Source organism: bacterium (genome assembly GCA_019637795.1).
Taxonomy (GTDB): Bacteria; Desulfobacterota; Binatia; order HRBIN30; family CADEER01; genus JAHBUY01.
The window spans coordinates 580,862-606,916 of record JAHBUY010000005.1 but is presented as its reverse complement, the minus strand read 5'-3'; the positions used below and the strand labels follow the sequence as shown (position 1 = coordinate 606,916).

Here is a 26,055-nt window from a genome sequence, read left to right as displayed (position 1 = left end):
GCGAAAGAGGGACTCGAACCCGAGTCCGGGGCCAGAGAACCAGAGTGAATCTGATCTCTTAGACCGCGAGGCAGCGCCGTCAGGCGCCACGAATTGTCCCCGCAGGGGACAATTTCGAAGACGCTGATCGTTGATTCACCACGGGTCGTTCGGGATCGGGGTCCAGCTCGGCGTCGTGACGGCAGCTCTCGGCGTGGCCTCACGGGATTGCGCGGGGTATGATTTCGCGGCGGGAAGCGAGAGGTGAGTCATGCTACGAGCGGTTGTTGTTCGCGGGAAACTCAATGACCCATGCCACATCGAATTGGATGAACCGCTGTCCGAGATCCGAGGGGCGGTCGAGGTAATCGTCCGCGCTGTCGACGAGACGACGGCGGGGTCACCCCAGGCTGTCCTGCAGGCCATGCACGCTCTGCCGAATCTCAATCCGGGTGATGTCGATGAGCTGGAACGCATGATCGAGGCTGGCAAGCTATTGAGTCTCGCAGAATATAGTGACGGGATCTAGAACAGCTCCGCTTGCTGCCAGAAGGCGGTCACCAGCGTGGGGCGGCGCTGCATTCGGCGCAAGGCGCGGCGCGCCACGGTGGTGAGCTGCGAGAAGTCCTTCGGACAGAAGTTGGGCAGCTCATGCTTCTTCCAGTACCCCCAGATGTATTCCACGGGGTTCAGCTCCGGCGCGTAGGCGGGCAGGTACTCCAGGTGAATCGCGCCGCGCTGGCGAGCGATGAAGTCCTTCACCAGTCGACTGCGGTGCTGCCGCAGCCCATCCCAGATGATGAGCAGCTTGCCGGGGAGGGCCCGTTGGAGACGGCCCAAGAAGTCGACGATCTCCGGACTCTTGATCGTGCCGGGGTACAGCCGGAAGTAGAACTGCCACCACGTTACGCCCGCGATCGCCGAGAGCGTCTTCCAGTGGAAGTGATACTGGAGGACCGGGGTCTGCCCCCGCGGCGCCCATGTCCGACAGCGGTGCGGGCGCTCACTGAGTCCGCTTTCATCGATGAAGACGATGGTGCGCCGCTCGCGGCGGGCTTTTTTTTAAGGGCGGGCCAGTGCTCGCGTTTCCACCAGCGGATACGGGCTTCGTCGCGCTCCAGGGCGCGCCCGGTCGGCCGCTGGCAGCTCCACCCGAGCTGCCGGAGCAAGCGCCAGACGTGGCCGGGATGGAAGCGCTCCGCGAACTCCTGCTCGATCAGCTCCGCGACGCGCCCGGTGGTCCACAACCCGGTGGGGTATCCGAGCGCTTCCGGGCCGCGCTGCAGGGCGCGTTCGAGCTGGCGGCGTTGCGAGGCGGTCAGGCGCGGTGGGCGCCCCGCGCGCCCCGCCTTCTTCAGCCCGGCCCGCCCGTGGGTCGCCAACTGCTGCACCCAGCGACTCACCGACTGGCGATGGACGCCCACCCGCCGCGCCACCTCGGCCGGTTTCACCCCGGCCTTCAGTAACCGCGCGGCCTCCAGTCGCCGCCGTTCCAACTCATCAAAATCCCGCTTCACCCCCGCCGGATTTCCCATGGATCGTCGTGTATCACATCCGCCGCTCAATGTCACTATATTTTACGATACTCAATAGCCACGCACGCGGAAGGATTATTCGACGCCGGGAACGCGTGAGGAGCCGCCTTGCTCTTCCTGCTGGACTCCAACGCGGTTTCCGACCTCATGCGCAAGAACCCGCGTGTTGCGGCGCAGCTTGCAGTGCTCGGTCCGAACGACAAGGTGGTCATCTGCTCGATCGTTCGGGGCGAGATTCTCTACGGGCTTGCCCGCCTTCCGCAAGGTCGTCGGCGCGAGGACCTGACGAAGCAGGCGGCACCGTTCTTCGCCACCATCGCGTGCGAGCCCGTGCCCGAGTCTGCCGGCGACGCCTACGCACACATGAAGCGGACTCGCGAGCAGCAAGGGCTCGCGCTCGATGAAAACGACCTCTGGATCGCCGCCACGGCATCAGCCCTGGGTGCCACTCTGGTAACCCGTGACAGCGACTTCAGCGCCATCGAGGGGCTCACGACCGTCGATTGGACGGCCTGACAATGCGTGGGCTTTACGCCGTGAAGGACACGTACTCTCCACAGCACTCACCGCTGGCGTGAACACGATGAGGCGCCGCCGTGCGGTATGAAACGATGAAGCGTCACTGGGGAGGTGGTTGCGTCTCGAAGGCGCGAGCCAGTTCCGGAAGATCGCGCGTTCAGTGGGCGGTTTGGCCCCCCGTTTGGCCCCCCCAGCAAGACGACGATTCGCAGGATGCTGATCTTGCTGACGAAGAGAGATGCGAAAGGGGGGACTTGAACCCCCACGGGTGTTACCCCACAGGATCCTGAATCCTGCGCGTCTGCCAATTCCGCCACTTTCGCGTGGGCGCGTCGGAGGTGACGGAAATAGCGGCGGGGCTGGCGGGCGTCAAGACGAGGTCGGCGACGGCGCCGATGAGGCGCGGGTGGCGGCGGTTTGGCTCGTTACGGCTTGACTCACTCGCGCCGCCCCCCTAGCGGCAGGGGATGCGCGCGTTCTCGTTCGGGATGGGGGGGCTGGTCGCGCTGGCGCTCGTGGCGCCGGCCTGGGCGACGCCGGACCCGGGGTCGCAACTGATCGATTGCAGCCACGCGAACGAGCGGGTCGACGTCACGGTGAGCTCGCACCTCGATCCGTCCTGCACCTGGACGCGCGGGGTGCGGATCCTCGCCTCCGACGTCACCCTCGACTGCCAGGGGGCCCGCCTGTACGGCCCCGATCGGCAACGCGGCATCGAGATCTCGGCGCCGACCGACACGGCGCTGTCCAACGTCACCGTCCGCAACTGCCAGATCGAGGGCTTCCTCAACAACATCCGCATCACCCGCGACGGCTTCCGCGATCTGGCGCCGGGCGCCGAGTACGACCACGCCTTTTCCAACATCACCATCGAGGACAGCACGCTGCTGAATTCGCGCGGCGTCGGCATCTTCGTCGACGGCTACGTCACCGGCGTCACCATCCGCCGGCTGCGCGTCGAGGGCTCGGGCAGCTCGGGCATCTACCTGGAGCACGGGTCGAAGGACAACGTCGTCGAGGACAACGACATCGTGGGCAACGGCTTCGGCGAGAACGGTCCGTTCTGGCAGCCGTTCGACCAGGGGGGCGGCAGCGGCCTCTGGTACTACGGCACCGGCCGCGAGGGCCTGTCGATCGACGGCTCGCGCTTCAACACGGTGGTCGACAACCGCTTCTCCGGCAACGCCTTCGGCGCCATCTTCCTCTACAAGAACTGCGGCGAGTACGTGAACCTGCGGCCGCAGCGCTGGTTCGAGCGCCGCTACGGCGCCGACGGCAACACCATCGCGCGCAACACCTTCGGCGGCGGCACCACCGGCATCTGGGTCGCCGCGCGCATGGGCGAGAACATCGCGCCGATGGACTGCAGCGACCCGAAGTACACGCCCGGCTACGCGCTCGACTACGCCGACGCCAACGTCATCCGCGACAACGTCTTCCAGAACGTCGTCTACGGCATCCGCGTCGAGGACGACGACACCCAGATCCTCGACAACCAGTTCACCGGCGACGGCGCGCAGCAGGCGATCGTCATCGGCACGCCGGTGCGCACCGCGGCGCTCGGCCAGCCGGTCAGCGGCACGATCGTCTCCGGCAACGCCGCCACCATCCCGGCCAACCCGAACCCCTACCGCTGGGTGCACGGCCACGCCAACACGACCTTCACCGGCAACCGCAGCCTCGGCCGGCCGGCCGGGCTGTGCGAGGGCCTGGCGCCGGCGCGCGGCCCGTTCGTCATGACCCTGGCGTTCGTCGTCGCTCCCGAGGCGCCGGTCGATCCGCCGCCGCCGCTGCCCACGCCAGGGCCGCTGCCGGCGTGTCCGCTGGCGTGCACCAGCGCCACGGCGATGACCGCCGCCGCGATCCGCATCGCCGGTCTCGACACCCCCGGCGGCGACGATGCGCTGGCCTTCAACGGCCGCATGCTCCTCGCCCACCCCTTCAGCCCGCCCCTCGATCCGCCGACCTTCGGCATCGGCATCGTCCTCAGCAATGGCGCCGGCGCCAGGGTCGTCGACGCCGTGCTGCCCGGCGGCGCCTACGATCGGGCGACCAAGGTCGGCTGGCGTACCTCGGCGACCGGCAAACGCTGGCGCTACGTCGATCGGCGCAGCGCGCCGATCAGCGGCATCACTAGCGCGGTGATCAAGGATCTCTCCAGCCGCCAGCCGGGGCTGATCGACGTGCGCATCAAGGGCCGGCGCGGCGCCTACGCCGTCACGCCGCCGCTGACTCTCACCGGCACCGTCGTGCTCGATCCGCCGACGGCCGAGACCGGCCAGTGCGGCACCGCGTCTCCCACCTGCACCGCCGACGGCCGCAGCGTCCGCTGCCGCTGACCTCGCACCGCCCCGGCCGGCGCTGAGCTCGGCGCCGGCCGCGGATCACGCCGGCCGCGGCGGCCCTGCCATCCAGCCGAGGACGCCACCGTACACGAGGTGGATCGTCAGGCTGGGGACGATGGTGGCGAGGCCGAGCTGCCAGGGCGTCGGGTCGCCGAAGGCGAAAGGCAGGGCGAGCGAGTTGACGGCGACGTAGAAGGCCGCGCCGTAGGCGAGGCCGACGAGCACCCGACGCCGCCGGTCGGCGACGCCGCGCAGGATGAGCAGCAGCGGCACGGCGGCGGTCCAACTGATCACCAGGTGCTGCACGAACGTGAGGAGGTGGTGCGCCGGCGGCGGCACGTCTCCGACCAGCAGGGCGAGGGTCTTGCGGCCGTATTCGTTGACGCGCAGGTCCGCGGCCCGGAAGACGGCGGCGAACGGGATCATGGCGATCCCGGCGATCGTGCCGGCGCGGAGCGCGTCGCGCACCAGAGGCGGGGTGAGTGATCGGCCGGGCATGGCGCAGGTCCTACTACGCGCGCATCGCCGGGAACAGCAGGTTCGGGGCGGGGCGCGGCAGGCTCGGCGCCGCCCCGGGCGCCAGTCCACAGCGGTGGCCGCCAAAGAGCGCGCCGCGCCGCGGCCACCACGACGGGGCGGTCAGTCCGCCGGCGGGATGTTCGAGGTGCGGGTCGCCGTGCGCGTGGCGGTGGACGTGGCGGTTGCTGACCGGGTCGGCGTACGGGTCGGCGTCGGCGGGTTGTTCTGCGTGTTGCCGAATTCGATGTCGAGCAACTGCATGCACTCGATGCCGAACACGTGGGTTCCCGGCGGGCCGGGGAAGGTCTGGGTCCAGCCGCCCTGCGCCACTTCCGATGCGGTGTAGATCGCCGGCGCGGGCACGCCGGTGCAGGTCGTGCCCTGCGCGCCGGTGGTGATCATCACCGGGTTCGCGTTGGCGGCGACCACGGTGATCGTCCAGCCGGCGAGGCCCGGCTCGCCCGGATCGTGCAGGCCGTTGCCGTTCAGGTCGTTGAACTTCGTCACGCACAGCTCGGCGAAGCACGGAGCGGACGTCGCGGTGACGGTCGCGGTGCGGGTGGCGGTGCGCGTCGGCGTGGCGGTGGCGGTCGCGGTGCGGGTCGCCGTCGCGGGCGGCGTGTTGGTCACGGTGCGGGTCGCCGTGGCGATGGGCGTGGCGGTCGCCGTGGCGGTCGGCGTGCGGGTCGGGGTCCGACTCGGCGTCGCCGTGACGGTGGCGGTGCGGGTGGCGGTGCGGGTCGGGGAGGCGGTCGGGGTGTTCGGCGCCGTGGCGGTGGGGAGCGCCGTGTTCGTCGCCGTCCTGGTCGCGGTCGCCGTGCCGCTGGCGGTGGCGGTGGCGGTGATCGTCGGCGTGCGGGTGCGCGTCGGCAGCGGGGTCTTGCACTTGCCGCCGCTGCCGGCCTGATAGATCGCCTGCACCTCGGCGGCGGAGATGGCGCGGTCGAAGAGCTCCACCTCGTCGATCGCGCCCTGGAAGGCGATGGCGCTGACCCACTGTTGGCCGATGCGCAGGAAGAAGCCGTTGGCGGTGCTGCCGGGCCGCGTCGTCGGATCGAAGGTGTGGACCAGCGCGCCGTCGACGTAGAGGCGGCCGCCGGTCGTCGATCCGCGGTCGATCGTTGCCGCGACGTGATGCCACGCGCCGTCGCTGATGACCGGGCCGGGCGAGACGTGCCAGAGCTGCGGCTGGCCGTCGCCGAGCTCGAAGGCCAGGGTGCCGCCGAAGACGAACAGGTAGTAGCCGACCGGATTGTTGCCGGCGTTCAGGCGCTTGTCGATGATCGGCGCCTGGGCGGAATTGGTGGTCTGTATCCAGGCGTCGAGCGAGAAGTTGCCGGGGAAGTTGAGGCTCGGGCTTGCCTGGACGAAGTCGGGGATGCCGGGGATGGCGAACGCGGCTCCGACCTTGCCCTGCGTGTACGCGCCGGGCGGCTGGAAGAAGCTGCCGGTGTAGCCGTTGCCGGACAGGTCGGCGGTGGTGTTGTCGGCGGTCCACCAGGCGATCATGTCGGCCGGCGGGGAGATGCAGGGCGGCGTGCGCGTCGGCGTCGCGGTGGCGCTGCGCGTCGCCGTCTGGCTCGCGGTCACGGTGCGCGTGACCGTGGACGTGCGCGTGCCGGTCGCGGTCGGGCTCGGCGGTCGCGTCGCCGTCGCCGTGACGAGCGCGGTGGCGGTGGCGCTGGCCGTGGGGGTGCGAGTGGCCGAGGCCGAGGCGGTGGCGGTCGGGGTGCGGGTCGCCGTTCGCGACGCGGTCGGCGTCGCCGTCGGCTTGCACTTGCCGCCGTTCGCGGTGGCGATGTCCTGGATGTCCGCCGGCGACAGCACGGCGTTGAAGACCTCGATCTCGTTGAGCGTGAACTCGTCGAAGTTGGGCGCGTACGCCGTGCCGTACAGGCGGGTGCCGCCGAGCCAGAGGGGCGCGCCGTTGTCGACGCCGGCGGCGGCGGTGAAGTCGCTGCCGACGAGGTGGCTGCCGTTGACGAAGAAGCGGCCGAGGTTCTGGGCGCGATCGACGCTCACCGTGACGTGGGTCCAGCTCGGCGGCGGCGGCGTCAGCAGCGACGCCGGGGTGGGCGGTGGGAAGATCGTGCCGGCGCCGCTGTAGAACGGCGCGCTGGTGTAGACCGTCAGACCCGAGCCCGTGCCGAGCGCGAAGACGAGGCGCATCTCGGTCATGGCGGCAGCGCCGTTCGGCGGCGGCTGCTGCGGCAACGGCGGGCAGGTCGGACAGGTGCTGCGCACCTCGACGTAGAACGCGTAGCCGCTGTTGCCGGCGAGGTCGAGCTTGTCGACGACCGGGTAGACGTGCAGATCGTTGCGCGCCGCGGACCACGGCCCCGGCAGCGGCTTCACCCAGGCGTCGATGGTGAGGGTGGCATTGGCGAGGTCGAGATCGGGGCTGGGCGCCACCTCGACGTAGGTGTTCTGGGTGTAGTGGTAGAAGGCGAGGTCGGGCGGCGTGGTGAGGAGATTGCCGGCGACGCTGGACGGTCCGGGACCGCTCGGCGGGAAGGGCTGGATCGGTCCCGGCTTGGGAACGCCGTTGTTGGCCGGGGCGAGGCCGATGTCGAAGACGGTGGTGGAACCCGGCGGCTCGTCGAGCGGCCACCACGCCACCAGGTTGGCCGGCGGCGCCACGCAGGTGGGCGTCACCGGCGCGGTGGCCGTGGCGGTCGCCGTCGCGGTTGGCGGCAGGTTGGTGACCGTGGCGGTCGCCGTCGCGGTTGGCGGCACCGCGGTGGCGGTGGCGGTGCGCGTGATCGTCGGCGTCGGCACGGCGGTGTGGGTGCTCGTCGGGGCGGCGGTGGCGGTGACCGTCGCCGTCGCCGTGCGGCTGGCGGTGGCCGTCGCGGAGCGGGTGGCGGTGATCGTCGGCGTCGCGCTGCGCGTGGCGGTCGCGGTCGGGGCCAGGAGGTTGGTGAACAGGCACTGCAGGAGGGTGCCCGGGTTGAGGGTCAGGTACACCTGGTTGTCGCCGGGCTCGAAGCCGTTGGTCGGATTGACCGTGGCGCCGACGATGGTGAAGGTGCCGCCGCCGGAGCTGAACTGGCAGGCGATGTTGGTCAGCGTCGAACCGGGCTTGGCGACCTCGTACACCTCGTAGATGAGGCCGCAGCCGAGCGGCCGGGTGACGCACATGCCGTCGTCGACGACGATCCCCTGCAGACCGTTGTAGCCGGAGCTGAAGTTGAAGCCGGTCCCGCCGCCGGGGTTCGTCTGCTTGCACACGGCGATGCCGCACGTGCCGGGGGGTGGGCTGGGGGTCGGGGTGGGAGTCGCCGAGGGGGTCGGCGCCGGGGTCGGGCAGTTGCAGAGGCGGACGAGGAGATCGAGGTAGTCGATGCTCGAGTCGTCCTGCACGTACACGTCGAGGGCGCCGTTGGCCTGCAGGCCGGGCAGCAGGTTGGTGCCACCCGGCAGGTTGGCGAGGTCGAGCGCGAAGGCCACGCCGGGGGAGGGGAAGTTCGACGGCGTCCACTGCTGGCTCAGCAGCTTCACGCCGCTGTTGCCGCTGCCGAAGTAGGCGCCCCACTGGGCGCCGACGAACTGGCCGCTGGCGTTCAGGAAGCCGACGCGGATGACGTCGTTGCGCGAGCCCGGCGCGGGATTGCCCGAGACCGGTCGGGCGCGGAAGAGCAGCGTGGCGGCGCTCAGGCATTTGCCCGGCGGCAGCGTGAAGCTCTGGCCGAAGACGCGATCGATCGTGCTCTCATCGAAGAGCAGCGGCGCGTGGCCGGTGCCCTGGATGAGCGTCGCGAGGCCCGGGCTGAGGGTGGTCGGCTCGCTGCCGTTGCCGGTGGAGAAGTTGTCGTGCACGCCGCCCGGCAGCAACACGTTGGTGCAGGGAATGCGCAGCGCGTCGAAGGCTGCCGCCTCGTCGCTGGCGTTTTGCAGCAACAGGATGGCGATGCCGACTCGGCTCGGCGGATCGGTGGGCAGGCGCTCGTAGCAGAAGCAGTCGCCGCGCGGGCTCTGCACGCAGGTGCCGGTGCAGGTGGCGCGACAGACGTCGCAATCGTCCTCCTGCCGCTGCGCGAAGATCGATGTCTGGGCGAGGCGCGCGCTATCGACCCCGGCGTCGAGCAGCAGGCCCGTCAGCAGCGCCCGCAGCGCCGCCTCGTCGTCGATCGCGCCGGCCTGCTCGAGCCCCGACAGCACGGCCGCCGCCTGCCCGGTGCCGACGAGCCGCGGTGGGAAGACGAGCTGATAGGCGCTCCCGGCCAGCGCCTCATAGGCCGCCGGTTCCTGGCAGGCGAAGATGTTGCGCGCCGCGCGCTCGATCTCGTCGGCGGTGATGCGGCCGTCGCCGCTCGCGTCGCCGGCCGGGCACTCGAGACTCTCGCGCTCGCCGCCCGCGATCAGGGACAGCAACACCAGATCGGCGGCGGTGACCCGCCCGGCGCCGGCGCAATCGCCGCTGCACTCGAGCAGCGCCGCCGCCCGCAGCGGCGCGCTGATCACGACCAGCAACACCCACCGGCCGATGCGCCGCCGCACGAGTCGGCCGGGACGTCCCGGCGGTGCGGGACCGGCGCTGTCTGCTGGCATCGGGCGCTCCTGGCGATGGCGCCAAATTAGCGCGCAGCGATGGAACGTGACAAGCGTTTTCCGCTGCTTCGTGGCGCCGGCGCGCGCCGGTTTGCGCGCCGCGCGCGCACGCCGCTAGACAGTCCGCCATCCAGGTGCAGGGTGGGAGGGCTCGCGCGTGAGGTACCGCGTCATTCAATGGGCGACCGGCGGCGTCGGACGCGCCGCCATCCAGGGGATCGTCGACCATCCCGAGCTCGAGCTGGTCGGCTGCTGGGTGCACAGCCGGAACAAGGCCGGGCGCGACGCCGGCGAGCTCGCCGGCATCGCGCCGCTCGGCGTCGCGGCGACGCAGGACGTCGACGCGCTGCTGGCGCTCGACGCCGATTGCATCCTGTACAGCCCGATCCTCGCCGACCCGGCGCTGGTCGAGCGGCTGCTGCGTGCCGGCAGGAACGTGGTCACGCCGCTCGGCTGGTTCTTCCCCTGGCGCGCCGCCGACGTCGCGGCGCTGGAGGCGGCGTGCCACCTCGGCGGCAGCACGCTGCACGGCACCGGCATCCACCCCGGCGGCATCACCGAGCGCTTTCCGCTGATGGTGTCGGCGCTGTCGGGCAGCGTGACGCACGTGCGCGCCGAGGAGTTCTCCGACATCCGCACCTACGACGCGCCGGGGGTGATCGCCGACATCATGCTGTTCGGCAAGACGCCGGAGGAGGCGGCGCAGAGCCCGATGGTGTCGTTCCTCGCCAACGGGTTCTTCCAGTCGATCGACATGGTCGCCGCCGCGCTCGGCGTGGCGCTCGACGAGCGCAAGACGACGCGGCACGAGATCGCGGTCGCGACCCGGCCGATCGAGTCGCCGATCGGCCCGATTCCGCCCGGCCGGGTGGCGGCGCAGCGCTTCACCTGGGAGGGGACGGTCGGCGGCGTGCCCTTCATGACCGTGCGCACCAACTGGTTCATGGGCCAGACGCACCTCGATCCGGCGTGGACCTTCGGTCCCGAGGGCGAGCGCTTCGAGATCGAGGTGCGGGGCGATCCGCCGGTGCGGGTCAGCTTCCACGGCCTGCACCCGGACTCGATCGCCGAGGGGCTGCGGCGCAACCGCGGCATCGTCGCGACGGCGATGCACTGCGTCAACGCGATCCCCTACGTCTGCCGCGCCGCGCCCGGCATCCGCTCCTATCTCGACCTGCCGCTGGTCAGCGGCCGGGCGGCGCCCGAGGTGCTGCGCCGCGCCGCCGCGCGAGGCGCGGCATGATCCTCGATCGCTTCCGACTCACCGATCGGGTGGCGATCGTCACCGGCGCCGGCAAGGGCATCGGCCGCGGCATCGCGCTCGCCTTCGCCGAGGCCGGCGCCGACGTGGTGTGCGCGGCGCGCACCCAGGCCGACATCGACGCCGTCGCCGACGAGGTCCGCGCGCGGGGCCGCCGCGCCCTGGCGGTGCGCACCGACGTCATGGAGACCGCGCAGCTCGAGGCGCTGGTCGCCGCGACCCGCGCCGAATTCGGCCGCATCGACGTGCTGGTGAACAACGCCGGCGGCACCATGCCGCGCGCCGCGCTCGACACCAGCGAGCGCTTCTTCGAGGAGGCGCTGCGCTTCAACGTCACCAGCGCCTTCCTGCTGTCGAAGATGGCGGTGCGCGCGATGGTCGACACCGCCGGCGGCGGCGCCATCGTCAACATCTCCTCGCGCTCGAGCGACATGGTGATGCCGAGCTTCGTCGCCTACGGCGCGGCGAAGGCGGCGCTCAACATGATGACCCGCAACCTCGCCGTCGAGGTGGCACCCAAGGTGCGGGTCAACGCCATCTCGGTCGGCGGCATCGCCACCGACTCGCTGCAGGTGGTGCTGACCAACGACGCGCTGCGCGCCCAGTTCGAGGCCAACACCCCGATGGGCCGCCCCGGGACCGTCGAGGACATCGCCGCCTGCGCCCTCTATCTCGCCTCGCCGGCCGGCGGGTGGGTGACCGGCAAGGTCTTCCAGGTCGACGGCGGCACCGAGTCGCCCGCCATCACCCTCCCGGTCGTGAAGCTCTGACCCAGCGGCGGCGGCGGATGCCGCCCGCACGCGCGGGCGCGCGGTTGCACGGCGGTGGAGCCGGCTTGAAGCCGTGCGGCCGATGGGCGACAACGGCTATCTGCCCATGGCCGAGCTGGCGAAGACCTACGATCCGTCCGTCACCGAACAGCGCTGGTACGACGCCTGGCTGCGCGGCGGCTACTTCCACGCCGACGAGCACGGCAACGGGCCGCGCTTCTCGGTGGTGATCCCGCCGCCCAACGTCACCGGCGTGCTCCACATGGGGCACATTCTCAACAACACCCTGCAGGACATCCTGGCCCGCTTCCATCGCATGGACGGCCGGGCGACCCTGTGGATGCCCGGCACCGACCACGCCGGCATCGCCACCCAGAACGTCGTCGAGAAGGAGCTGGCGAAGCAGGGCATCACCCGCCACGACCTCGGCCGCGAGGAGTTCGTGCGCCGCGTCTGGGCCTGGAAGGAGGAGAAGGGCGGCGTCATCCTGCGCCAGCTCCAGCGCCTCGGCGCCTCGTGCGACTGGGCGCGCGAGCGCTTCACCATGGACGAGGGCCTGTCGCAGGCGGTGCGCGAGGTGTTCGTCCGCCTCTACGAGAAGGGCCTCGTCTACCGCGGCCAGCGCATCATCCACTGGTGCGTGCGCTGCCACACCGCGCTCGCCGACGAGGAAGCGGTGACCACCGAGGGCGGCGAGGCCGGCTCGCTGTGGCACATCCGCTACCCCGCGGCGGACGGCGGCGCGGGCCTGGTGGTGGCGACGACGCGGCCGGAGACGATGCTCGGCGACACCGGCATCGCCGTCAACCCCGACGACGAGCGCTACCGGCACCTGCTCGGGCGCGACGTCATCCTGCCGTTGATGCAGCGACCGATCCCGGTGGTCGCCGACCCGCTGGTCGACCAGACCTTCGGCAGCGGCGCCGTGAAGGTGACCCCGGCGCACGACGCCAACGACTTCGAGATGGGCCAGCGCCACGGCCTCGCGCCGCTGGTGATCATGGACTCGCAGGGGGTGATCACCGACAACGGCGGGCCGTACGCCGGGCTCGATCGCTTCGCGGCGCGCCAGCGCATCGTCGCCGATCTCGACGCCGAGGGCCTGCTGGTGAAAACCGAGCCCTACCGGGTGCCGATCCGCCGCTGCTACCGCTGCGACACCGTCGTCGAGCCCGCCCTGTCGCTGCAGTGGTTCGTGAAGATGGCGCCGCTGGCGGCGCCGGCGCTGCAGGCGATCCGCGACGGCTCGCTGCGCCTGATCCCCGACCGCTGGACCGGCGTCTACACCCACTGGCTGGAGAACATCCGCGACTGGTGCATCAGCCGCCAGCTCTGGTGGGGGCACCGCATCCCGGTCTGGTACTGCGACAACGGCCACGAGACGGCCGGGCGCACCGATCCGACCCAATGTCCGACCTGCGGATCGACCGCGCTGCGCCAGGACCCCGACGTGCTCGACACCTGGTTCAGCTCCTGGCTGTGGCCCTTCTCCACCATGGGCTGGCCGGACGACACCGCGACCCTGCGCCGGTTCTATCCCACCGACGCGCTGGTCACCGCCGCCGACATCATCTTCTTCTGGGTCGCCCGCATGGTGATGGCGGGCTACGAGCTCACCGGCCAGTGCCCGTTCCGCGATGTCTACCTCAACAGCATCGTCCGCGACGGCCAGGGCCGGAAGATGTCGAAGTCGCTCGGCAACTCGCCCGACCCGCTGGACGTCATCGACCAGTACGGCGCCGACGCGCTGCGCTTCACCGTCATCTCCATCGCGCCGGTCGGCCAGGACGTCCGCTTCGACGTCGACAAGACGGAGTTCGGGCGCAACTTCGCCAACAAGATCTGGAACGCGGCGCGCTTCGCCCTGATGAATCTCGGCGAGGGGACGGTCGACCCGTGGGGGTCCGAGGCCGCGGGCACCGCCGATGCGGCGCCCTCCCTGGCGGATCGCTGGATCCTGTCGCGCCTGCAGGGGGCGATCGACGACACGCGGACGGCGCTGACCGCGTACCGCTTCAACGACGCGGCGACGACGCTCTATCGCTTCCTCTGGGGCGAGGTCTGCGATTGGTACCTCGAGCTGTCGAAGCCGGCGCTGTACGGCGCCGACGAGGCGGCGAAGCAGGCGGTCCGGCGCACGCTGGTGACGGTGCTCGATCAGACGATGCGGCTGCTGCACCCGTTCATGCCGTTCATCACCGAAGAGATCTGGCAGGCGCTGCCGATCCGGCGGCCGGCGCCGTCGATCGTCATCGCGCCGTACCCGACCGCCGTCGACGCGCTGCGCGACGCCGAGACCGAGGCGCGCGTCGACGAGCTGATCGCCGCCGTCACCGCGGTGCGCAACATCCGCTCCGAGCTCGGCATCGCGCCGGGCACGCCGGTGACGGTGCGCATCGCCGCCGACGGCCAGGGCGAGCGGGTGCGCGCCATCGAGGGCTTCATCAAGACGCTGGCCAAGGTCAGCGACGTCGAGCTGCTGGGCAGCGAGCGGCCGAGCGGCGAGCCGTCGGCGCACGTCGCCGGCCTCGGCGAGCTGTTCGTGCCGCTGCGCGGCGCGGTCGACGCCGCGGCCGTGCGCGAGCGGCTGGAGAAGGACCTCGGCAAGGTCGCGAAGGAGCTGCAGGGCGCCGAGGCGAAGTTGTCGCGCCCGGATTTCGTCGACAAGGCGCCGGCCGATGTCGTGGAGAAGGAGCGCGTCAAGGCCGCCGGTCTGCGCGAGCGGCGCGCGACCTTGGAGAAACACCTCGCGGTGCTACGGTCGGCGTGACCACCGCAGAGGCGCCGAGACGCGGAGACGCGATGACGGTGTTCGAGCTGTCGCAGGTCGATTCGTTGCTGCGCGCCGCGTTGGCGGAGGACATCGGCCGCGGCGACGTCACGACCCGGCTCACGGTGCCGGCCGGCGTCCAGGCCACCGGCACGCTGCGGGCGAAGCAGCCGGGCGTGCTCGCCGGCCTGCCACTGGTGGCGCGCGTGTTCGGGCTGATCAGCGCCGCGGTGCGCGTCGAGGAGCGGATGAGCGATGGGGCGGCGTTCGCCGCCGGCGCCGTCCTGGCGACGGTCGCGGGACCGGCGGCCGATCTGCTGGTCGGCGAACGCCTGGCGCTGAACCTCGTGCAGCGGTTGAGCGGCGTCGCCACGCTGACGCGCCGCTACGTCGAGGCGATCGCCGGCACCAGGGCGCGGGTCATCGACACGCGCAAGACCACGCCCGGTCTCCGCGCGCTGGAGAAGCACGCGGTCCGCATGGGCGGCGGCGCGAACCACCGCAGCGGCCTCGACGACGGCATCCTGATCAAGGACAACCACATCACCGCCGCCGGCGGCGTCGCCGCCGCGTTGCAGGCGGCGCGCGCCGGGGCGCCGCACGGGCTGCGCATCGAGATCGAATGCGCCACCCTGGCGCAGGTCGATGCGGCGCTCGGCGGCGGCGCCGACGCGATCCTGCTCGACAACATGTCCGTGGCCGAGCTCGCCGCGGCGGTGCGCCACATCGGCGGCCGCGCCATCGTCGAGGCCTCCGGCGGCGTGACGCTGGAGACCATCCGCGCGATCGCGGAGACGGGCGTGGACCTCATCTCGGTCGGCGCGCTGACGCACTCCGCCGCCGCCGTGGACATCAGCATGAAGATCGCGATCTGAGGCCTCCGCGTCTGGGCGTTGCCGCGGTGGAACCTCGAATGCATCCGCTGTCCCGCGAGTCGATCCTCCCCCATCTCGGCACCGAGTGGCTCGGCCGCGAGCTGCACTGCTTCGAGGTCCTCGACTCGACCAACAGCACGGCGCGCGAGATGGCGGCGGCGGGCGCGGCGGACGGGGTGGTGGTGATCGCCGATGCGCAGCGCCGCGGCCGCGGCCGGCTGGGCCGCGAGTGGGTGTCGCCGGCGCGCAAGAACCTCTACGTCTCGATCGTCCTGCGCTGCGATCTGCCGCCGGAGCGCCTGGCGCAGATCAGCCTGCTCGCCGGCGTCGCCACCTGCGAGACGATCCGCGAGTGGTGCCCGCAGGCGGCGATCAAGTGGCCGAACGACGTCCTGCTCGGCGACCGCAAGGCCGCCGGCATCCTGGCCGAGATGGAGCAGAGCCGCGGCGAGCGGGCGGTGATCCTCGGCATCGGCGTCAACCTCAACAGCGGCGCCGGCGACTTTCCCGACGAGCTGCGCGACAAGGCGACCTCGCTCCACCTGGCCGGCGGCGTCGAGGTCGATCGCGCCCGCTTCGCCGGACGGCTGCTCACCGCCCTCGAGCGCCGCTACGACGAGTGGCGCCGCGACGGATTCGCGCCCATCGCGGCGGCCTGGCGGCAGCTCGCGCCACTGGTCGGTCGCCGCATCCACGTCGCCGAGCCGAGCGGCACGGTCGAGGGCGATGTCCTCGGCCTCGACGACGACGGCGCCCTGCGCATCCGCCGCGACGACGGCCGCGAGCACCGCGTCGTCGCCGGCGACGTGACGGTGATCGGCGGCTACCGGACGCGCTGAGCCGCCCGCCGCCGGCGCCCGGGCCGACGGCGGGCGGCGGGCCTCAGGGCGCGACCGCGATCACCTTCTTGTCGGTGTTCTTCTTCGCCGTCGCGAAGACGGACTCCCAGCAGGCGCCGCTGTCGAGGTTCACGAGCTGCGCCTTCAATGGCGCCGTGACCGGCAGGGTCGGCACGGCGGCGTTGGCGCCCTTGGCCTTGGCGAGGATCATGCCGGCCGTGAACTTGAGGGTGATCTTGTTGAGGCCGTGCAGCGCCAGGGTGTCGTCCTTGAATGCGAGGCTGGTGGGCTTGGCGGTCCAGCCGGCGGTGCCGTGCGGAATGGCGCCGCCGACCAGGGCGCCGCCGGCGTCGTAGACGCACACCGCGAGGTCGGTCTGGCCGCTCGGGTCGCCGACGGCGGCGGCATCGAGCGCGCCGCCCTTCCACTTCCACTGCCACTTGTCCTTGCTCGGGTCGGCGTTGGCGGCCAGCAGCAGCTTGCCCTTCGGCGCCGCGCCGCAGCCGGTGGCCGGCGCCGGCGGGCAGCTCAGTCCCTTGACGATGCGGAAGGTGTCGTGGATGGCGCCGGTGCTGGTGAGGAAGCGGGCGGTCAGCGTGGTGTCGTCCACGTCGAGCACCACCGAGCCGAGCTCGAGCAGGCCGCGGACCATCGCCGGATGATTGAGCGTCGTCGTGCGCACCTCGCTGCCGCTGCCGCTGACGACGTAGACCGTTCCGCTGTGTGGCGCCGGGCCGGTGTCGACCTTGCGGTAGGCGCCGTCGCCGGCCGGGTCGCCGTCGCCGGGCTCGACTTTGAAGCTGGCGTTGAAGGTGGGCGACAGTCCGTAGTGGCCGTCGAGCAGGTAGCTGCGCTCGTAGCTGTGGCTGTGGCCGGAGAAGACGACGTCGACGCCGTAGGTGTCGAGGATCGGCAGCACGTACTGGCGCATGCGGATCTCCCCCAGCTCGGTGTCGGAATCGTGCAACTGCCCCTTGCTGTACGGCGGCCGGTGCCAGGTGGCGATGATCCACGTCGGGTTCTGCAGCACCGCCGCCTGCAGGTCGGCGGTCAGCCAGGTGAGCATCGGCGTCGAGGGAGAGGTCGGCGCCTCCTCCGAGTCGAGGACGATGAAATGCGTGTTGCCGTAGTCGAAGGAGAAGTAGGCCTCGCTGCCCGAGGCGACGCCGCCGAGCTGCGCCGCGGTCGGGAAGGTGAACATGGCGAAGTAGGGCCCGGTCTGGGTGAGCGGGTTCGACGACAGGATCTCGTGGTTGCCGAACACCGACCAGACCGGGGTGGTGCGCAGCATGGCGGCGTGCTCGTCGAAGACCGCCGCCTGGTACTGCGCGTCGGTGGCGAAGAGGTAGGCGTTGTCGCCGAGCAGCAGGAAGAGGTCGGTGGCGGGACCGCCGTTGTAGGCGATGAAGGCGTCGCGCACCGCGTCGAGGTCGGGACCGGTGAAGCCGGCGTCGCCGATGGCCCACAGCCGGTACGGCTGGCTGCTGCCGGTCGGGGGCGGCGTGCGCAGGTAGTGGTCGGCGTCGCCGCCGGCCAGGGGCAGGCCGATTTCGCCCACCGCGTAGTACGCCGTCGTGCCGGCGGTGAGGCCGGTGAGGGCGATTTCGTGCTCGGTGGTGAGGGTCGGGTCGTCGACGGTCTCGAAGAGCGACGTGGGCGCGTCGCCATACGACACCCGACTGGTCGTCGGCACGTCGGTGCGCCAGCGCACCACCATGCCGGTGGGGCGCGGCATCTGCAGGTAGGGGCCGCGGGTGACGACCGCGGCCGGTGCCGCGGAGGCCGCGGCGAGCAGGATCAGCGCAGCCAGGCTGCGTCGGATTGGAGTCCACATATGTCGGTCCCCCCGGGTGGTGTGGCCGCCAGCGCGGCGGCGATCTGGTCGGCGAGCGCGTCGAAGGCGTGGATGCGGCGGTTGCCGGCGTGCGCGGCGAGCAGGGCGGCCGCGTCCTGGTAGGCGGCGCGCGCCTCGTCCGGGCGGCCGGCGCGGGTCAGGATCTCGGCCCGGCGCACCAGCCAGGCCGGGTTGCCGCCGGCGCGCGCCAGCAGCGCGTCGAGGCGCGCCAGCGCCGCGTCGCTGCGGTCGCGCCGCAGCTCGAGGTCGACGGCCGGGAGCTGCAGGGCGGCGATGAGGCCGAGGCGGGCCATGCCGGCGTCGAGCGCCGCGATGGCGTCGGCGACGCGGCCCTGCGCCAGCAGGGCGTCGCCGAGCAGCAGCACCTGCTCCGGCCGCGGCGCCGGCAGGGTGGCGACGGCGATCGCCAGCTCGCGCGCCGCGTCGGCGGTGCGGCCGAGCGCCAGGCAGGCGCGGCCGCGGTCGTAGTGGGCGGCCGGCGCCTCCGGACGGCGGGCGAGCAGGCGATCGAGCTCGGCGAGGGCGTCGGCGGGGCGGGCGGCGTCGAGCAACACGCCGGCGCGCATGGCCGCCACCTCGTCGAGGTCGGCGCCGGCGCGCTGCGCGGCGCCGAGCGCCACCAGGGCGCCGTTCCAGTCGCCGGCGATCCGCAGCGCCTGCGCCAGGTGCAGGTGCGCGACGGCATCGCCCGGATGCGCGGCGGCGGCGCTGCGCGCCGCCGCCAGCAGCTCGTCGGCGCCGACGTGCGCGCGCGCGGTCGCGGCGCACAGCAGCAGCACGGTGCCGGCCAGCGCGGCCGCGCGGGAGACCCCCATAGGCGACCGTTGCCACGGGCGGTGGCGACTTCGCAACCGGAAATGTGGTTCGCGGTCCCGGCGTCGAGCGACGCCGGTGGCGCTGCCCGGCCAACTATGGTTTCTCGGTCCTGCGGATGAGCGTCCTCGCCATCGACGTCGGCAACACCCACACGGTGCTCGGGCTCTACGAGGGCGCGCGGCTGGCCCGGCACTGGCGGATCGAGACCAACGCGGCGCGCACCGAGGACGAGCACGCGGTGCTGGTGCGCGAGTTGCTGCGCGAGACGACGATCACCGGCGCCGCCCTGTCGTGCGTCGTGCCGGCGCTCACCGGCACCTTCCGCGAGCTGTGCCGCAAGTACCTCGGGCTCGCGCTGCTGGTGGTGGCGCCGGGCATCCGCACCGGGCTGGCGATCCAGTACGAGACGCCGCACACGCTCGGCAGCGACCGTCTGGTGAACGCCGTCGCGGCCTGGGAGCGGACGCGCGGCGCGGCGATCGTGGTCGACTTCGGCACCGCCACCAAGATCGAGTACGTCACCGCCGACGGCGCCTATCCCGGCGGCATCATCTGCCCCGGCATCCGCATCGCCAGCCAGGCGCTGTTCGCCGGCGCGGCGCGCCTCACCGCGGTGGAATTGCGGCGCCCGCCACACACCGTCGGCCGCACCACCGCGCACGCGCTGCAGGCCGGCATCCTGCTCGGCCACGCCGCCACCGTCGATGGCCTGGTGCGCCGCATCCAGCGCGAGCAGGGCGTCGCGGCGCGTGTGCTCGCCACCGGCGGCCTGGCAAGCGTCATCGCCCCCGAGTGCGAGACGATCGGGGAGGTGGATGAGTTTCTGACGCTGGATGGACTGCGGCTGCTGCATGAGCGAAACCACGGATGAACACCGGTGGCCACCGCTGAACGCCGGGGTTGGCGGGTCGAACGGTGGCAGTCGGTGTCCATCTGTGTCTGAGGGTCTGGCATGGCGAAACTGTTGGTGATCGACGTCGGCAACACCCACACCGTGCTCGGCGTGTACGAGGGCGCCAGGCTGCTGCAGCACTGGCGCATCCAGACGGAGGAGGGGCGGACCGAGGACGAGTACGGGGTGCTGATCCGCAGTCTGCTCAGCGGCCCGGAGGCGGCGGACCTGGGCGGCGTCGCGGTGGCGTGCGTGGTGCCGGCGATGAACGTCACGATCAGCGCCCTCTGCCGCAAGCATCTCGGGCTCGAGCCGCTGGTGGTGGGGCCGGGCATCCGCACCGCGATGCCGATCCTCTACGACAAGCCGCAGGAGGTCGGCGCCGACCGCATCGTCAACGCCATCGCCGCCTTCGAACGCACGCGCGACACCACCATCGTCGTCGACTTCGGCACGCCGACGGTGCTCGATTACATCACCAAGCGCGGCGAGTACGCCGGCGGCGTCCTCGCGCCCGGGCTGGGGATCTCCAGCCACGCCCTGTTCTCGCGCGCCGCCAAGCTCTACGAGGTGGAGCTGGTGGCGCCGAAGCAGGTGGTCGGCCGCAACACCGTGCACGCGATGCAGTCGGGAGTGGTGCTCGGCCACGTCGCCATGGTCGACGGCCTGGTCGAGCGCATCCAGCGCGAGAACAAGGTGAAGGCGCGCGTCCTCGCCACCGGCAGTTGGGCCGCGATCGTCGCTCCCGAATCGAGCACCATCGAGGAAGTGGACGAGTTCTTGACCCTGGAAGGGCTGCGGATCATTTACGAGCGGAATCAAGAATAGGTTGTTAGGCTGCTGGGCCGTTGGCTGTTAGGGGGTCCGAGGTCCGGCCCCTGACAGCCAAACGGCCTAGCAGCCCAACAGCCTGCCCGGAGGACGAATGGCACACGAGGTGAGTCAGATCCGGAATGTCGGCATCGTCGGGCAGGGCGGCGGCGGCAAGACGTCCCTGGCCGATGCGATCCTCTTTGCCGCCGGCGCGACGACCCGGCTCGGCAGCGTCGACGACGGCACGTCGGCGTTCGACTTCGAGCCCGAGGAGACGCGCCGCAAGTTGAGCCTGACCACCGCCTTCCACCACGCGCCATGGAAGAAGCACGAGCTGACGGTGGTCGACACGCCGGGCTACATCAACTTCCTCACCGACGGCCTCAACTGCATGCGCGCCTGCACCGTGGCGGTGTTCGTCCTCGAGCCGCACGCCGGCGGCGTCAAGGTGGAGGGCGAGCGGGTGTGGAGCCGCGCCGAGCAGCTCGGCCTGCCGGTGCTCGCCTTCGTCACCAAGATGGACCGCGAGAACGCCGACTTCGACGGCGCGCTCACGGACCTCACCGACCTGCTGCAGGCGAAGCCGGTGCCCATCCAGCTTCCGCTCGGCAGCGCCGACAGCTTCAGGGGGGCGGTCGACCTGCTGAGCATGAAGGCGCTGATCTACCAGCCCAACGGCCAGGTGAAGGAGGAGGCGATCCCGACCGAGCTCGCCGACGCCGCCAGGGCGGCGCGCGAGCGGCTGATGGAGGCGGTGGCCGAGACCGACGACGCGCTGGTCGAGCAGTACCTGGAGCGCGGCGCGCTCACCGACGAGCAGCTCATCGGCGCGCTCGGCACCGCGGTGCGCGAGCGGCGCTTCGTGCCGGTGCTGTGCGGCGCCGGCGCCAGGGGCCTCGGCATCGCGCCGCTGCTCGACTTCGTGGTCGCGCACACGCCGGCGCCGTTCGGCGTCGCCGGCGGCGAGGATCCCAGGAACGGCGAGCCGATCGAGCGCGAGTGCGTGCCGTCGGCGCCGTTCTCGGCGGTGGTGCTCAAGAACATCGTCGATCCCTTCTCCGGCAAGCTGTCGGTGTTCCAGGTGGTGAGCGGGGAGGTGGCGAGCGACTCGACGGTGCTCAACGTGCAGAAGGACGGCAAGGAGCGCCTCGGCCATCTCCTGCGCCTGGAGGGCAGGAAGCAGAGCCAGGTGGACAAGCTGACCACCGGCGAGATCGGCGCCGTCGCCAAGCTCAAGGACACCGAGGCCGGCCACACGCTGGCCGACGAGAAAGCGCCGATCCGCTACCCCGGCCTGGTCCCGTTCTCCGCCGCCATCTCGTTCGCCATCGAGCCGAAGGCCAAGGGCGACGAGGACAAGGCGGTGCAGGGCCTGCACAAGCTGATGGAGGAGGACCCGACGCTGCAGATGCAGCGCGACGCGCAGACCAAGGAGATCATCCTCTCCGGCGTCGGCCAGTTGCACATCGAGGTGGCGGTCGAGAAGCTGAAGCGCAAGTTCGGCGTCGACGTCGAGCTCAAGGCGCCGAAGGTCCCGTACAAGGAGACCATCAAGGGGCACGCCAAGGCGCAGGGCCGGCTGAAGAAGCAGACCGGCGGCCGTGGCCAGTTCGGCGACTGCTGGCTCGAGGTCTCGCCCCTGCCGCGCGGCGCCGGCTTCGAGTTCGTCGACGGCATCGTCGGCGGCGTCATCCCGCGCCAGTTCATCCCGGCGGTGGAGAAGGGCGTGCGCGAGGCCATGCACGAGGGCGTTCTCGCCCACTACGAGATGGTGGACGTGCGGGTGAAGGTCTACGACGGCTCGTTCCACACCGTCGACTCCTCGGAAATGGCGTTCAAGATCGCCGCCTCGATGGGCTTCAAGACGGCGGTGCAGCAGGCCAAGCCGATCCTGCTCGAGCCGATCATGGCGATGGAGATCGCCGTGCCCGACGACTGCATGGGTGACGTCATCGGCGACCTCAACAGCCGCCGCGGCAAGGTGCTCGGCGTCGACCCCAAGGTCGGCTCGCAGGTCATCCGCGCCCTGGTGCCGATGGCCGAGGTGCTGCGCTACTCCCCCGACCTGCGCTCGATGACCAGCGGCCGCGGCGCCTTCACCATGGAGTTCGACCACTACGAGGAGCTGCCCGCGCACCTGGTCGACAAGGTGGTGAAGGAGGCGGAGGAGCGCCGGGCGGCGCAGCAGCACTGAGGAGAAGGCTGTTGGGTGTTACGCTGTTAGCAGCCCGTTGAAAAACAGGTCGGCTACTGCGGGCGGGTCTCGTGCGCCAGTTCTTCGTTGCCGAATCCTCGACAAAACCGACCGGTTTGCCTCCGGTTCGGCGCCTCGATCTGGCGCACAATCCCTCGCCCTCGCTACGCCGCCTGTTTTTCAACCGACTGCTAGGCTGTTATCGGTCGGAGGTCTGCTAGTCAGGTTGCGCTTTCCAGCCCTACCAGCGTAACCGCATGGCAGCCTGACAGCCTACTGATGAACGACCTCAACCTCGAAGCCCTCGCCGAAGACATCCAGCAGGACCGCGACACCATCGTCGTGCCGCAGGACCTGGTCGAGGAGCTGCCGCCGGAGAAGAAGATCAGCCGCAACCTGGCGGCGGAGATCCAGCAGATGACGGTCGGCGAGCGGCTCAAGCTGGCGCTCAAGGGCAACCGCGACGCGCGCATGATCCTGATCCGCGATTCCAGCCGCGTCGTGCAGCGCTTCGTGCTGCAGAACCCGCGCATCACCGAGGAGGAGGTGGTCGCCCTGGCGAAGAACCGCAGCATCGATCGCGAGCTGCTCGACCAGATCTGCCGCCGCAAGGAGTGGCTCGGCAACTACCAGATCAAGCTGGCGCTGGCGACCAATCCCAAGACGCCGCTGGCGCTCGCCGTCCGCCTCGTGCCGAGTCTGCTGCCACGCGACCTGCGCGGCCTCGCCAAGAGCAAGAACGTCCCCTCCGCCGTCAACGGCCTCGCCAAGCGCCTGGTCATCGAGCGCAGCGGCGGCGGCAGCAGCTCCTCGTCCCACTGAGTCGTGCTTCCACCCACGTGACCATTCTGGAGGTCGGATGTCCTGCGCGCTGGCGGCGGATACGAAGCTGGAGACACCGGAGGGACCGCTCACCGTCAAGACGGTCGGGGCGTCGCCGACGCCGGTGATGGTGCGCATCGACGGCCGCAACCGCTTCGCCATGTCGCGCGACGTGCGGCTGGTCGCCGCCGCGCAGCCGGTGCTGCGCATCGCGCTCGAGAACGGCCGCGCCCTGCGCCTCGGCGCCGACCAGGTGCTGCTCGGGCCCGCCGGCAGCGAGCGCCGCGCCGGCGACCTGCAGGCGGGCGACGCGCTGCTCTGCGCCTTCGCCTTCCCGGTCGGCTACGCCTATCGCACCGACGACGGCGAGGCGCGGGTGTCGGATGGCTGCGTCAGCGTCGCCAGCATCGCCGACGGTGGCAGCGCCGACCTCTACAGCCTGGCGGTCGGGTCGGGCGCGCCGCTCGTCCTCGCCTGCGGCCTCGTCGGCCGCGCCGCCGGCTGACGCCCGCGGTGCCGCCGGCGGCCGCGAGGACCCCGCTACGACGCCGGCACGGCGGTGGGAGTGCGCGTCTCGCCGCCGCCCGAGCGCCGGACGTCGATGTTGGCGGCGGTCGCCTTGTGCGCGGTGAAATCGAGGGCGACGTCGGTGAGCACCACCGTTTCGCCGCCGCCGAGGTCGCTGAAGGACGGGCCGCTCAGCACCGCGATCGGATCGCCGCCGTCGATGACCCCGTCGTTCGAGCCGTCGGCGAGGAAGGCGAAGGTCGCGACATCGACCGGCGGCATGGTGAAGGCGAAGTTGCCGTCGCCGTCCACGGTGGCCACCGACAGCGTCTCGCGCTCGGCCGGATCGCCGCCGTCGCCGGCGAGCGCGAACACCAGCAGCGGCCCCTTGGTGCCGGGCGCCGCGATGTGGCCGCTGACCGCGACCTCGTTGCTGTTCACCACCGCCGTCGCGGCGGCGCTGCCGCCGGACGATCCGGAGGGCGGGCCGCAGGCGGCGCAGGCGAGCAGGAGGGGGAGCAGGATCGAACGCGGTCGCTTCACAATGCGATACGGTAGCCGTGGCGATCGGGTCATTCAACCGAACACGCAACCGGACATGCGCGGGGCGAGGGCGGCGCGATGGGCGCCGGCGTTGGCGGCACGCGGCTCGGCTTCCCCGCGCCAGCCAATTGCGCTACGGAGAGCGGCTGTCGCGTCCGTTCGGACGCGCCAGTGATCCGGCCTCCGGCCACCATCCAGGGAGACGAACTCGCATGGCAAGCGCGATCCAGGGGCAGCCCATTCGCATGGCGGGCGGCACGCTGCAGGTGCCCGACAATCCGATCCTTCCGTTCATCGAGGGCGACGGGACCGGGCCCGACATCTGGCGCGCTTCGCAGCGCGTGTTCGACGCCGCGGTGGAGAAGGCCTACGGCGGCAAGCGCCGGATCGCCTGGCTCGAGGTGTTGGCGGGCGAGAAGGCCTTCAACACCACCAACAACTGGCTGCCGGACGAGACCGTCGATGCCTTCAAGACCTACCTGGTCGGGATCAAGGGGCCGCTGACGACGCCGATCGGCGGCGGCATCCGCTCGCTGAACGTCGCCCTGCGGCAGTTGCTGGACCTGTACGTCTGCCTGCGCCCGGTCCGCTACTTCACCGGCGTCCCCAGCCCGGTGCGGCGGCCGGAACTGGTCGACATGGTGATCTTCCGCGAGAACACCGAGGACATCTACGCCGGCATCGAGTGGGCCGCCGAGTCGGCGGAAGCGAAGCAGGTCATCGCCTTCCTCGAGAAGGAGATGAAGGTGAAGAAGATCCGCTTCCCGGCGACCAGCGGCATCGGCATCAAGCCGGTGTCGCGCGAGGGCACCGAGCGCCTGGTGCGCGCCGCCATCGACTACGCCCTGCGGCAGCGGCGCAAGAGCCTCACCCTGGTGCACAAGGGCAACATCATGAAATTCACCGAGGGCGCCTTCCGCGACTGGGGCTACGCCGTGGCGACGCGCGACTTCCGCGACCAGGTGGTCACCGAGCGCGAGAGCTGGATCCTCGGCAACCGCGAGGAGAGGCCCGACATCTCGGTCGAGGACAACGCCCGCGCCATCGACCCCGGCTACGACCTGATGACGCCGGCGCAGCAGCAGACCGTGCGGGCCGAGATCGAGGCGGCGCTGCGCCTGTGGGACACCCACGGCGGCGGCCAGTGGAAGCAGAAGCTGCTGATCCGCGACGCCATCGCCGACATCACCCTGCAGCAGGTGCTGACCCGACCGAAGGACTTCGACGTCATCGCCACCATGAACCTGAACGGCGACTACCTGTCGGACGCGCTGGCGGCGCAGGTCGGCGGCATCGGCATCGCCCCGGGCGGCAACATCAACTACCTGAGCGGGCACGCCATCTTCGAGGCCACGCACGGCACGGCGCCGAAGTACGCCAACCTCGACAAGGTCAATCCCGGCTCGGTGATCCTGTCCGGCGAGATGATGTTCCGCTACCTCGGCTGGAACGAGGTCGCCGACCGCATCATCGCGGGCATGGACGGCGCCATCGGCGCCAAGACCGTCACCTACGACTTCCACCGCCTCATGGACGGCGCGACGCTGGTGAAGTGCTCGGAGTTCGCCGAGGCGGTGGTCCGGCACATGTGATCGCGCGGGATCGCGCGAGCGGGGATCCACCGCGGATGACACGGATGTGACGGATCCG

The 26,055-nt window shown here is 71.2% G+C and carries 19 protein-coding genes, 1 tRNA gene and 1 pseudogene; 14 read left to right on the top strand and 7 right to left on the bottom strand.

Annotated elements, in window-relative coordinates; translation table 11 throughout:
- Positions 1 to 250: 250 nt before the first annotated feature.
- On the top strand, positions 251 to 508 hold the full coding sequence (locus tag KF840_19690; GenBank protein ID MBX3027129.1) for a hypothetical protein: 258 nt from the start codon (positions 251 to 253) through the stop codon (positions 506 to 508).
- Here KF840_19690 and KF840_19685 read toward each other — a convergent pair.
- Positions 505 to 1,514: pseudogene (locus KF840_19685) on the bottom strand (IS630 family transposase). The gene KF840_19690 and the pseudogene KF840_19685 sit on opposite strands and share 4 nt — an antisense overlap.
- Positions 1,515 to 1,622: 108 nt before the next feature.
- Here KF840_19685 and KF840_19680 point away from each other — a divergent pair.
- Positions 1,623 to 2,030 carry a type II toxin-antitoxin system VapC family toxin gene (locus KF840_19680; GenBank protein ID MBX3027128.1) on the top strand — a complete coding sequence of 136 codons (408 nt, stop codon included), beginning with the start codon at positions 1,623 to 1,625 and terminating at the stop codon, positions 2,028 to 2,030.
- 242 nt (positions 2,031 to 2,272) lie between these two features.
- Here KF840_19680 and KF840_19675 read toward each other — a convergent pair.
- Positions 2,273 to 2,356, bottom strand: a tRNA-Leu gene (locus tag KF840_19675).
- A 144-nt stretch (positions 2,357 to 2,500) separates the two neighbouring features.
- On the opposite strand from KF840_19675, the gene KF840_19670 reads away from it, so the two are divergent.
- Positions 2,501 to 4,372, top strand: a complete 1,872-nt coding sequence (locus KF840_19670; GenBank protein MBX3027127.1) for a right-handed parallel beta-helix repeat-containing protein — start codon at positions 2,501 to 2,503, stop codon at positions 4,370 to 4,372.
- Positions 4,373 to 4,417: 45 nt separating this feature from the next.
- On the opposite strand, the gene KF840_19665 is transcribed toward KF840_19670, so the two are convergent.
- Together KF840_19665 and KF840_19660 are read right to left on the bottom strand one after the other, a co-directional pair.
- On the bottom strand, positions 4,418 to 4,876 hold the full coding sequence (locus KF840_19665; GenBank protein MBX3027126.1) for a hypothetical protein: 459 nt from the start codon (positions 4,874 to 4,876) through the stop codon (positions 4,418 to 4,420).
- A 141-nt stretch (positions 4,877 to 5,017) separates the two neighbouring features.
- Positions 5,018 to 9,448, bottom strand: a complete 4,431-nt coding sequence (locus KF840_19660) for a hypothetical protein (protein MBX3027125.1) — start codon at positions 9,446 to 9,448, stop codon at positions 5,018 to 5,020.
- A gap of 157 nt (positions 9,449 to 9,605) precedes the next feature.
- Between KF840_19660 and KF840_19655 the strand changes: the two genes are divergently transcribed.
- The 5 genes from KF840_19655 (at position 9,606) to KF840_19635 (ending at position 15,963) form a co-directional block, all read left to right on the top strand.
- Positions 9,606 to 10,691, top strand: a complete 1,086-nt coding sequence (locus tag KF840_19655) for a dihydrodipicolinate reductase (protein MBX3027124.1) — start codon at positions 9,606 to 9,608, stop codon at positions 10,689 to 10,691.
- Positions 10,688 to 11,479 carry a glucose 1-dehydrogenase gene (locus KF840_19650; protein MBX3027123.1) on the top strand — a complete coding sequence of 264 codons (792 nt, stop codon included), beginning with the start codon at positions 10,688 to 10,690 and terminating at the stop codon, positions 11,477 to 11,479. Before KF840_19655 ends, KF840_19650 begins: the two co-directional genes overlap by 4 nt.
- 100 nt (positions 11,480 to 11,579) lie before the next feature.
- Entirely contained in the window at positions 11,580 to 14,249 is a 2,670-nt protein-coding gene (locus tag KF840_19645; protein MBX3027122.1) for a valine--tRNA ligase, read from the top strand.
- A gap of 32 nt (positions 14,250 to 14,281) precedes the next feature.
- On the top strand, positions 14,282 to 15,124 hold the full coding sequence (nadC, locus tag KF840_19640) for a carboxylating nicotinate-nucleotide diphosphorylase (protein MBX3027121.1): 843 nt from the start codon (positions 14,282 to 14,284) through the stop codon (positions 15,122 to 15,124).
- 38 nt (positions 15,125 to 15,162) lie between these two features.
- Positions 15,163 to 15,963 (top strand): biotin--[acetyl-CoA-carboxylase] ligase, encoded by an 801-nt coding sequence (locus KF840_19635; GenBank protein MBX3027120.1) that lies wholly within the window; start codon positions 15,163 to 15,165, stop codon positions 15,961 to 15,963.
- Between the two features lie 43 nt (positions 15,964 to 16,006).
- Here the strand turns inward: KF840_19635 and KF840_19630 are convergent, their stop codons facing one another.
- Both KF840_19630 and KF840_19625 read right to left on the bottom strand, forming a co-directional pair.
- Entirely contained in the window at positions 16,007 to 17,797 is a 1,791-nt protein-coding gene (locus KF840_19630) for a metallophosphoesterase family protein (protein MBX3027119.1), read from the bottom strand.
- A complete protein-coding gene (locus KF840_19625; GenBank protein ID MBX3027118.1) occupies positions 17,761 to 18,633 on the bottom strand; it encodes a tetratricopeptide repeat protein in 873 nt (290 codons plus the stop codon). Before KF840_19625 ends, KF840_19630 begins: the two co-directional genes overlap by 37 nt.
- 116 nt (positions 18,634 to 18,749) lie before the next feature.
- On the opposite strand from KF840_19625, the gene KF840_19620 reads away from it, so the two are divergent.
- The 5 genes from KF840_19620 to KF840_19600 all read left to right on the top strand — a co-directional run bounded on the left by KF840_19620 (position 18,750) and on the right by KF840_19600 (position 23,860).
- Positions 18,750 to 19,505 (top strand): type III pantothenate kinase, encoded by a 756-nt coding sequence (locus KF840_19620; GenBank protein MBX3027117.1) that lies wholly within the window; start codon positions 18,750 to 18,752, stop codon positions 19,503 to 19,505.
- 81 nt (positions 19,506 to 19,586) lie between these two features.
- Complete coding sequence (locus tag KF840_19615; GenBank protein MBX3027116.1) at positions 19,587 to 20,354, top strand: type III pantothenate kinase; 768 nt, start codon at positions 19,587 to 19,589, stop codon at positions 20,352 to 20,354.
- A 97-nt stretch (positions 20,355 to 20,451) separates the two neighbouring features.
- On the top strand, positions 20,452 to 22,533 hold the full coding sequence (locus tag KF840_19610) for an elongation factor G (protein ID MBX3027115.1): 2,082 nt from the start codon (positions 20,452 to 20,454) through the stop codon (positions 22,531 to 22,533).
- Positions 22,534 to 22,812: 279 nt separating this feature from the next.
- The gene (locus KF840_19605) at positions 22,813 to 23,355 is read left to right on the top strand and encodes a hypothetical protein (protein MBX3027114.1); all 543 of its coding nucleotides are present in this window, start codon (positions 22,813 to 22,815) and stop codon (positions 23,353 to 23,355) included.
- A 37-nt stretch (positions 23,356 to 23,392) separates the two neighbouring features.
- Entirely contained in the window at positions 23,393 to 23,860 is a 468-nt protein-coding gene (locus tag KF840_19600) for a hypothetical protein (GenBank protein ID MBX3027113.1), read from the top strand.
- A gap of 35 nt (positions 23,861 to 23,895) precedes the next feature.
- Here the strand turns inward: KF840_19600 and KF840_19595 are convergent, their stop codons facing one another.
- Positions 23,896 to 24,405 (bottom strand): hypothetical protein, encoded by a 510-nt coding sequence (locus KF840_19595; protein MBX3027112.1) that lies wholly within the window; start codon positions 24,403 to 24,405, stop codon positions 23,896 to 23,898.
- A gap of 212 nt (positions 24,406 to 24,617) precedes the next feature.
- Here KF840_19595 and icd point away from each other — a divergent pair, with 212 nt between their 5' ends.
- The gene (gene icd, locus KF840_19590; GenBank protein ID MBX3027111.1) at positions 24,618 to 25,997 is read left to right on the top strand and encodes an NADP-dependent isocitrate dehydrogenase; all 1,380 of its coding nucleotides are present in this window, start codon (positions 24,618 to 24,620) and stop codon (positions 25,995 to 25,997) included.
- Positions 25,998 to 26,055 lie beyond the last annotated feature (58 nt).

Coding starts and splice junctions, on each gene's coding strand:
- KF840_19605 (MBX3027114.1), top strand. CDS start 22,813: ATGAACGACCTCAACCTCGAAGCCCTCGCCGAAGACATCCAGCAGGAC.
- KF840_19620 (MBX3027117.1), top strand. CDS start 18,750: ATGAGCGTCCTCGCCATCGACGTCGGCAACACCCACACGGTGCTCGGG.
- KF840_19610 (MBX3027115.1), top strand. CDS start 20,452: ATGGCACACGAGGTGAGTCAGATCCGGAATGTCGGCATCGTCGGGCAG.
- nadC (MBX3027121.1), top strand. CDS start 14,282: ATGACGGTGTTCGAGCTGTCGCAGGTCGATTCGTTGCTGCGCGCCGCG.
- KF840_19615 (MBX3027116.1), top strand. CDS start 19,587: ATGGCGAAACTGTTGGTGATCGACGTCGGCAACACCCACACCGTGCTC.
- KF840_19650 (MBX3027123.1), top strand. CDS start 10,688: ATGATCCTCGATCGCTTCCGACTCACCGATCGGGTGGCGATCGTCACC.
- KF840_19600 (MBX3027113.1), top strand. CDS start 23,393: ATGTCCTGCGCGCTGGCGGCGGATACGAAGCTGGAGACACCGGAGGGA.
- KF840_19665 (MBX3027126.1), bottom strand. CDS start 4,876: ATGCCCGGCCGATCACTCACCCCGCCTCTGGTGCGCGACGCGCTCCGC.
- KF840_19690 (MBX3027129.1), top strand. CDS start 251: ATGCTACGAGCGGTTGTTGTTCGCGGGAAACTCAATGACCCATGCCAC.
- KF840_19625 (MBX3027118.1), bottom strand. CDS start 18,633: ATGGGGGTCTCCCGCGCGGCCGCGCTGGCCGGCACCGTGCTGCTGCTG.
- KF840_19635 (MBX3027120.1), top strand. CDS start 15,163: ATGCATCCGCTGTCCCGCGAGTCGATCCTCCCCCATCTCGGCACCGAG.
- icd (MBX3027111.1), top strand. CDS start 24,618: ATGGCAAGCGCGATCCAGGGGCAGCCCATTCGCATGGCGGGCGGCACG.
- KF840_19670 (MBX3027127.1), top strand. CDS start 2,501: ATGCGCGCGTTCTCGTTCGGGATGGGGGGGCTGGTCGCGCTGGCGCTC.
- KF840_19630 (MBX3027119.1), bottom strand. CDS start 17,797: ATGTGGACTCCAATCCGACGCAGCCTGGCTGCGCTGATCCTGCTCGCC.
- KF840_19660 (MBX3027125.1), bottom strand. CDS start 9,448: ATGCCAGCAGACAGCGCCGGTCCCGCACCGCCGGGACGTCCCGGCCGA.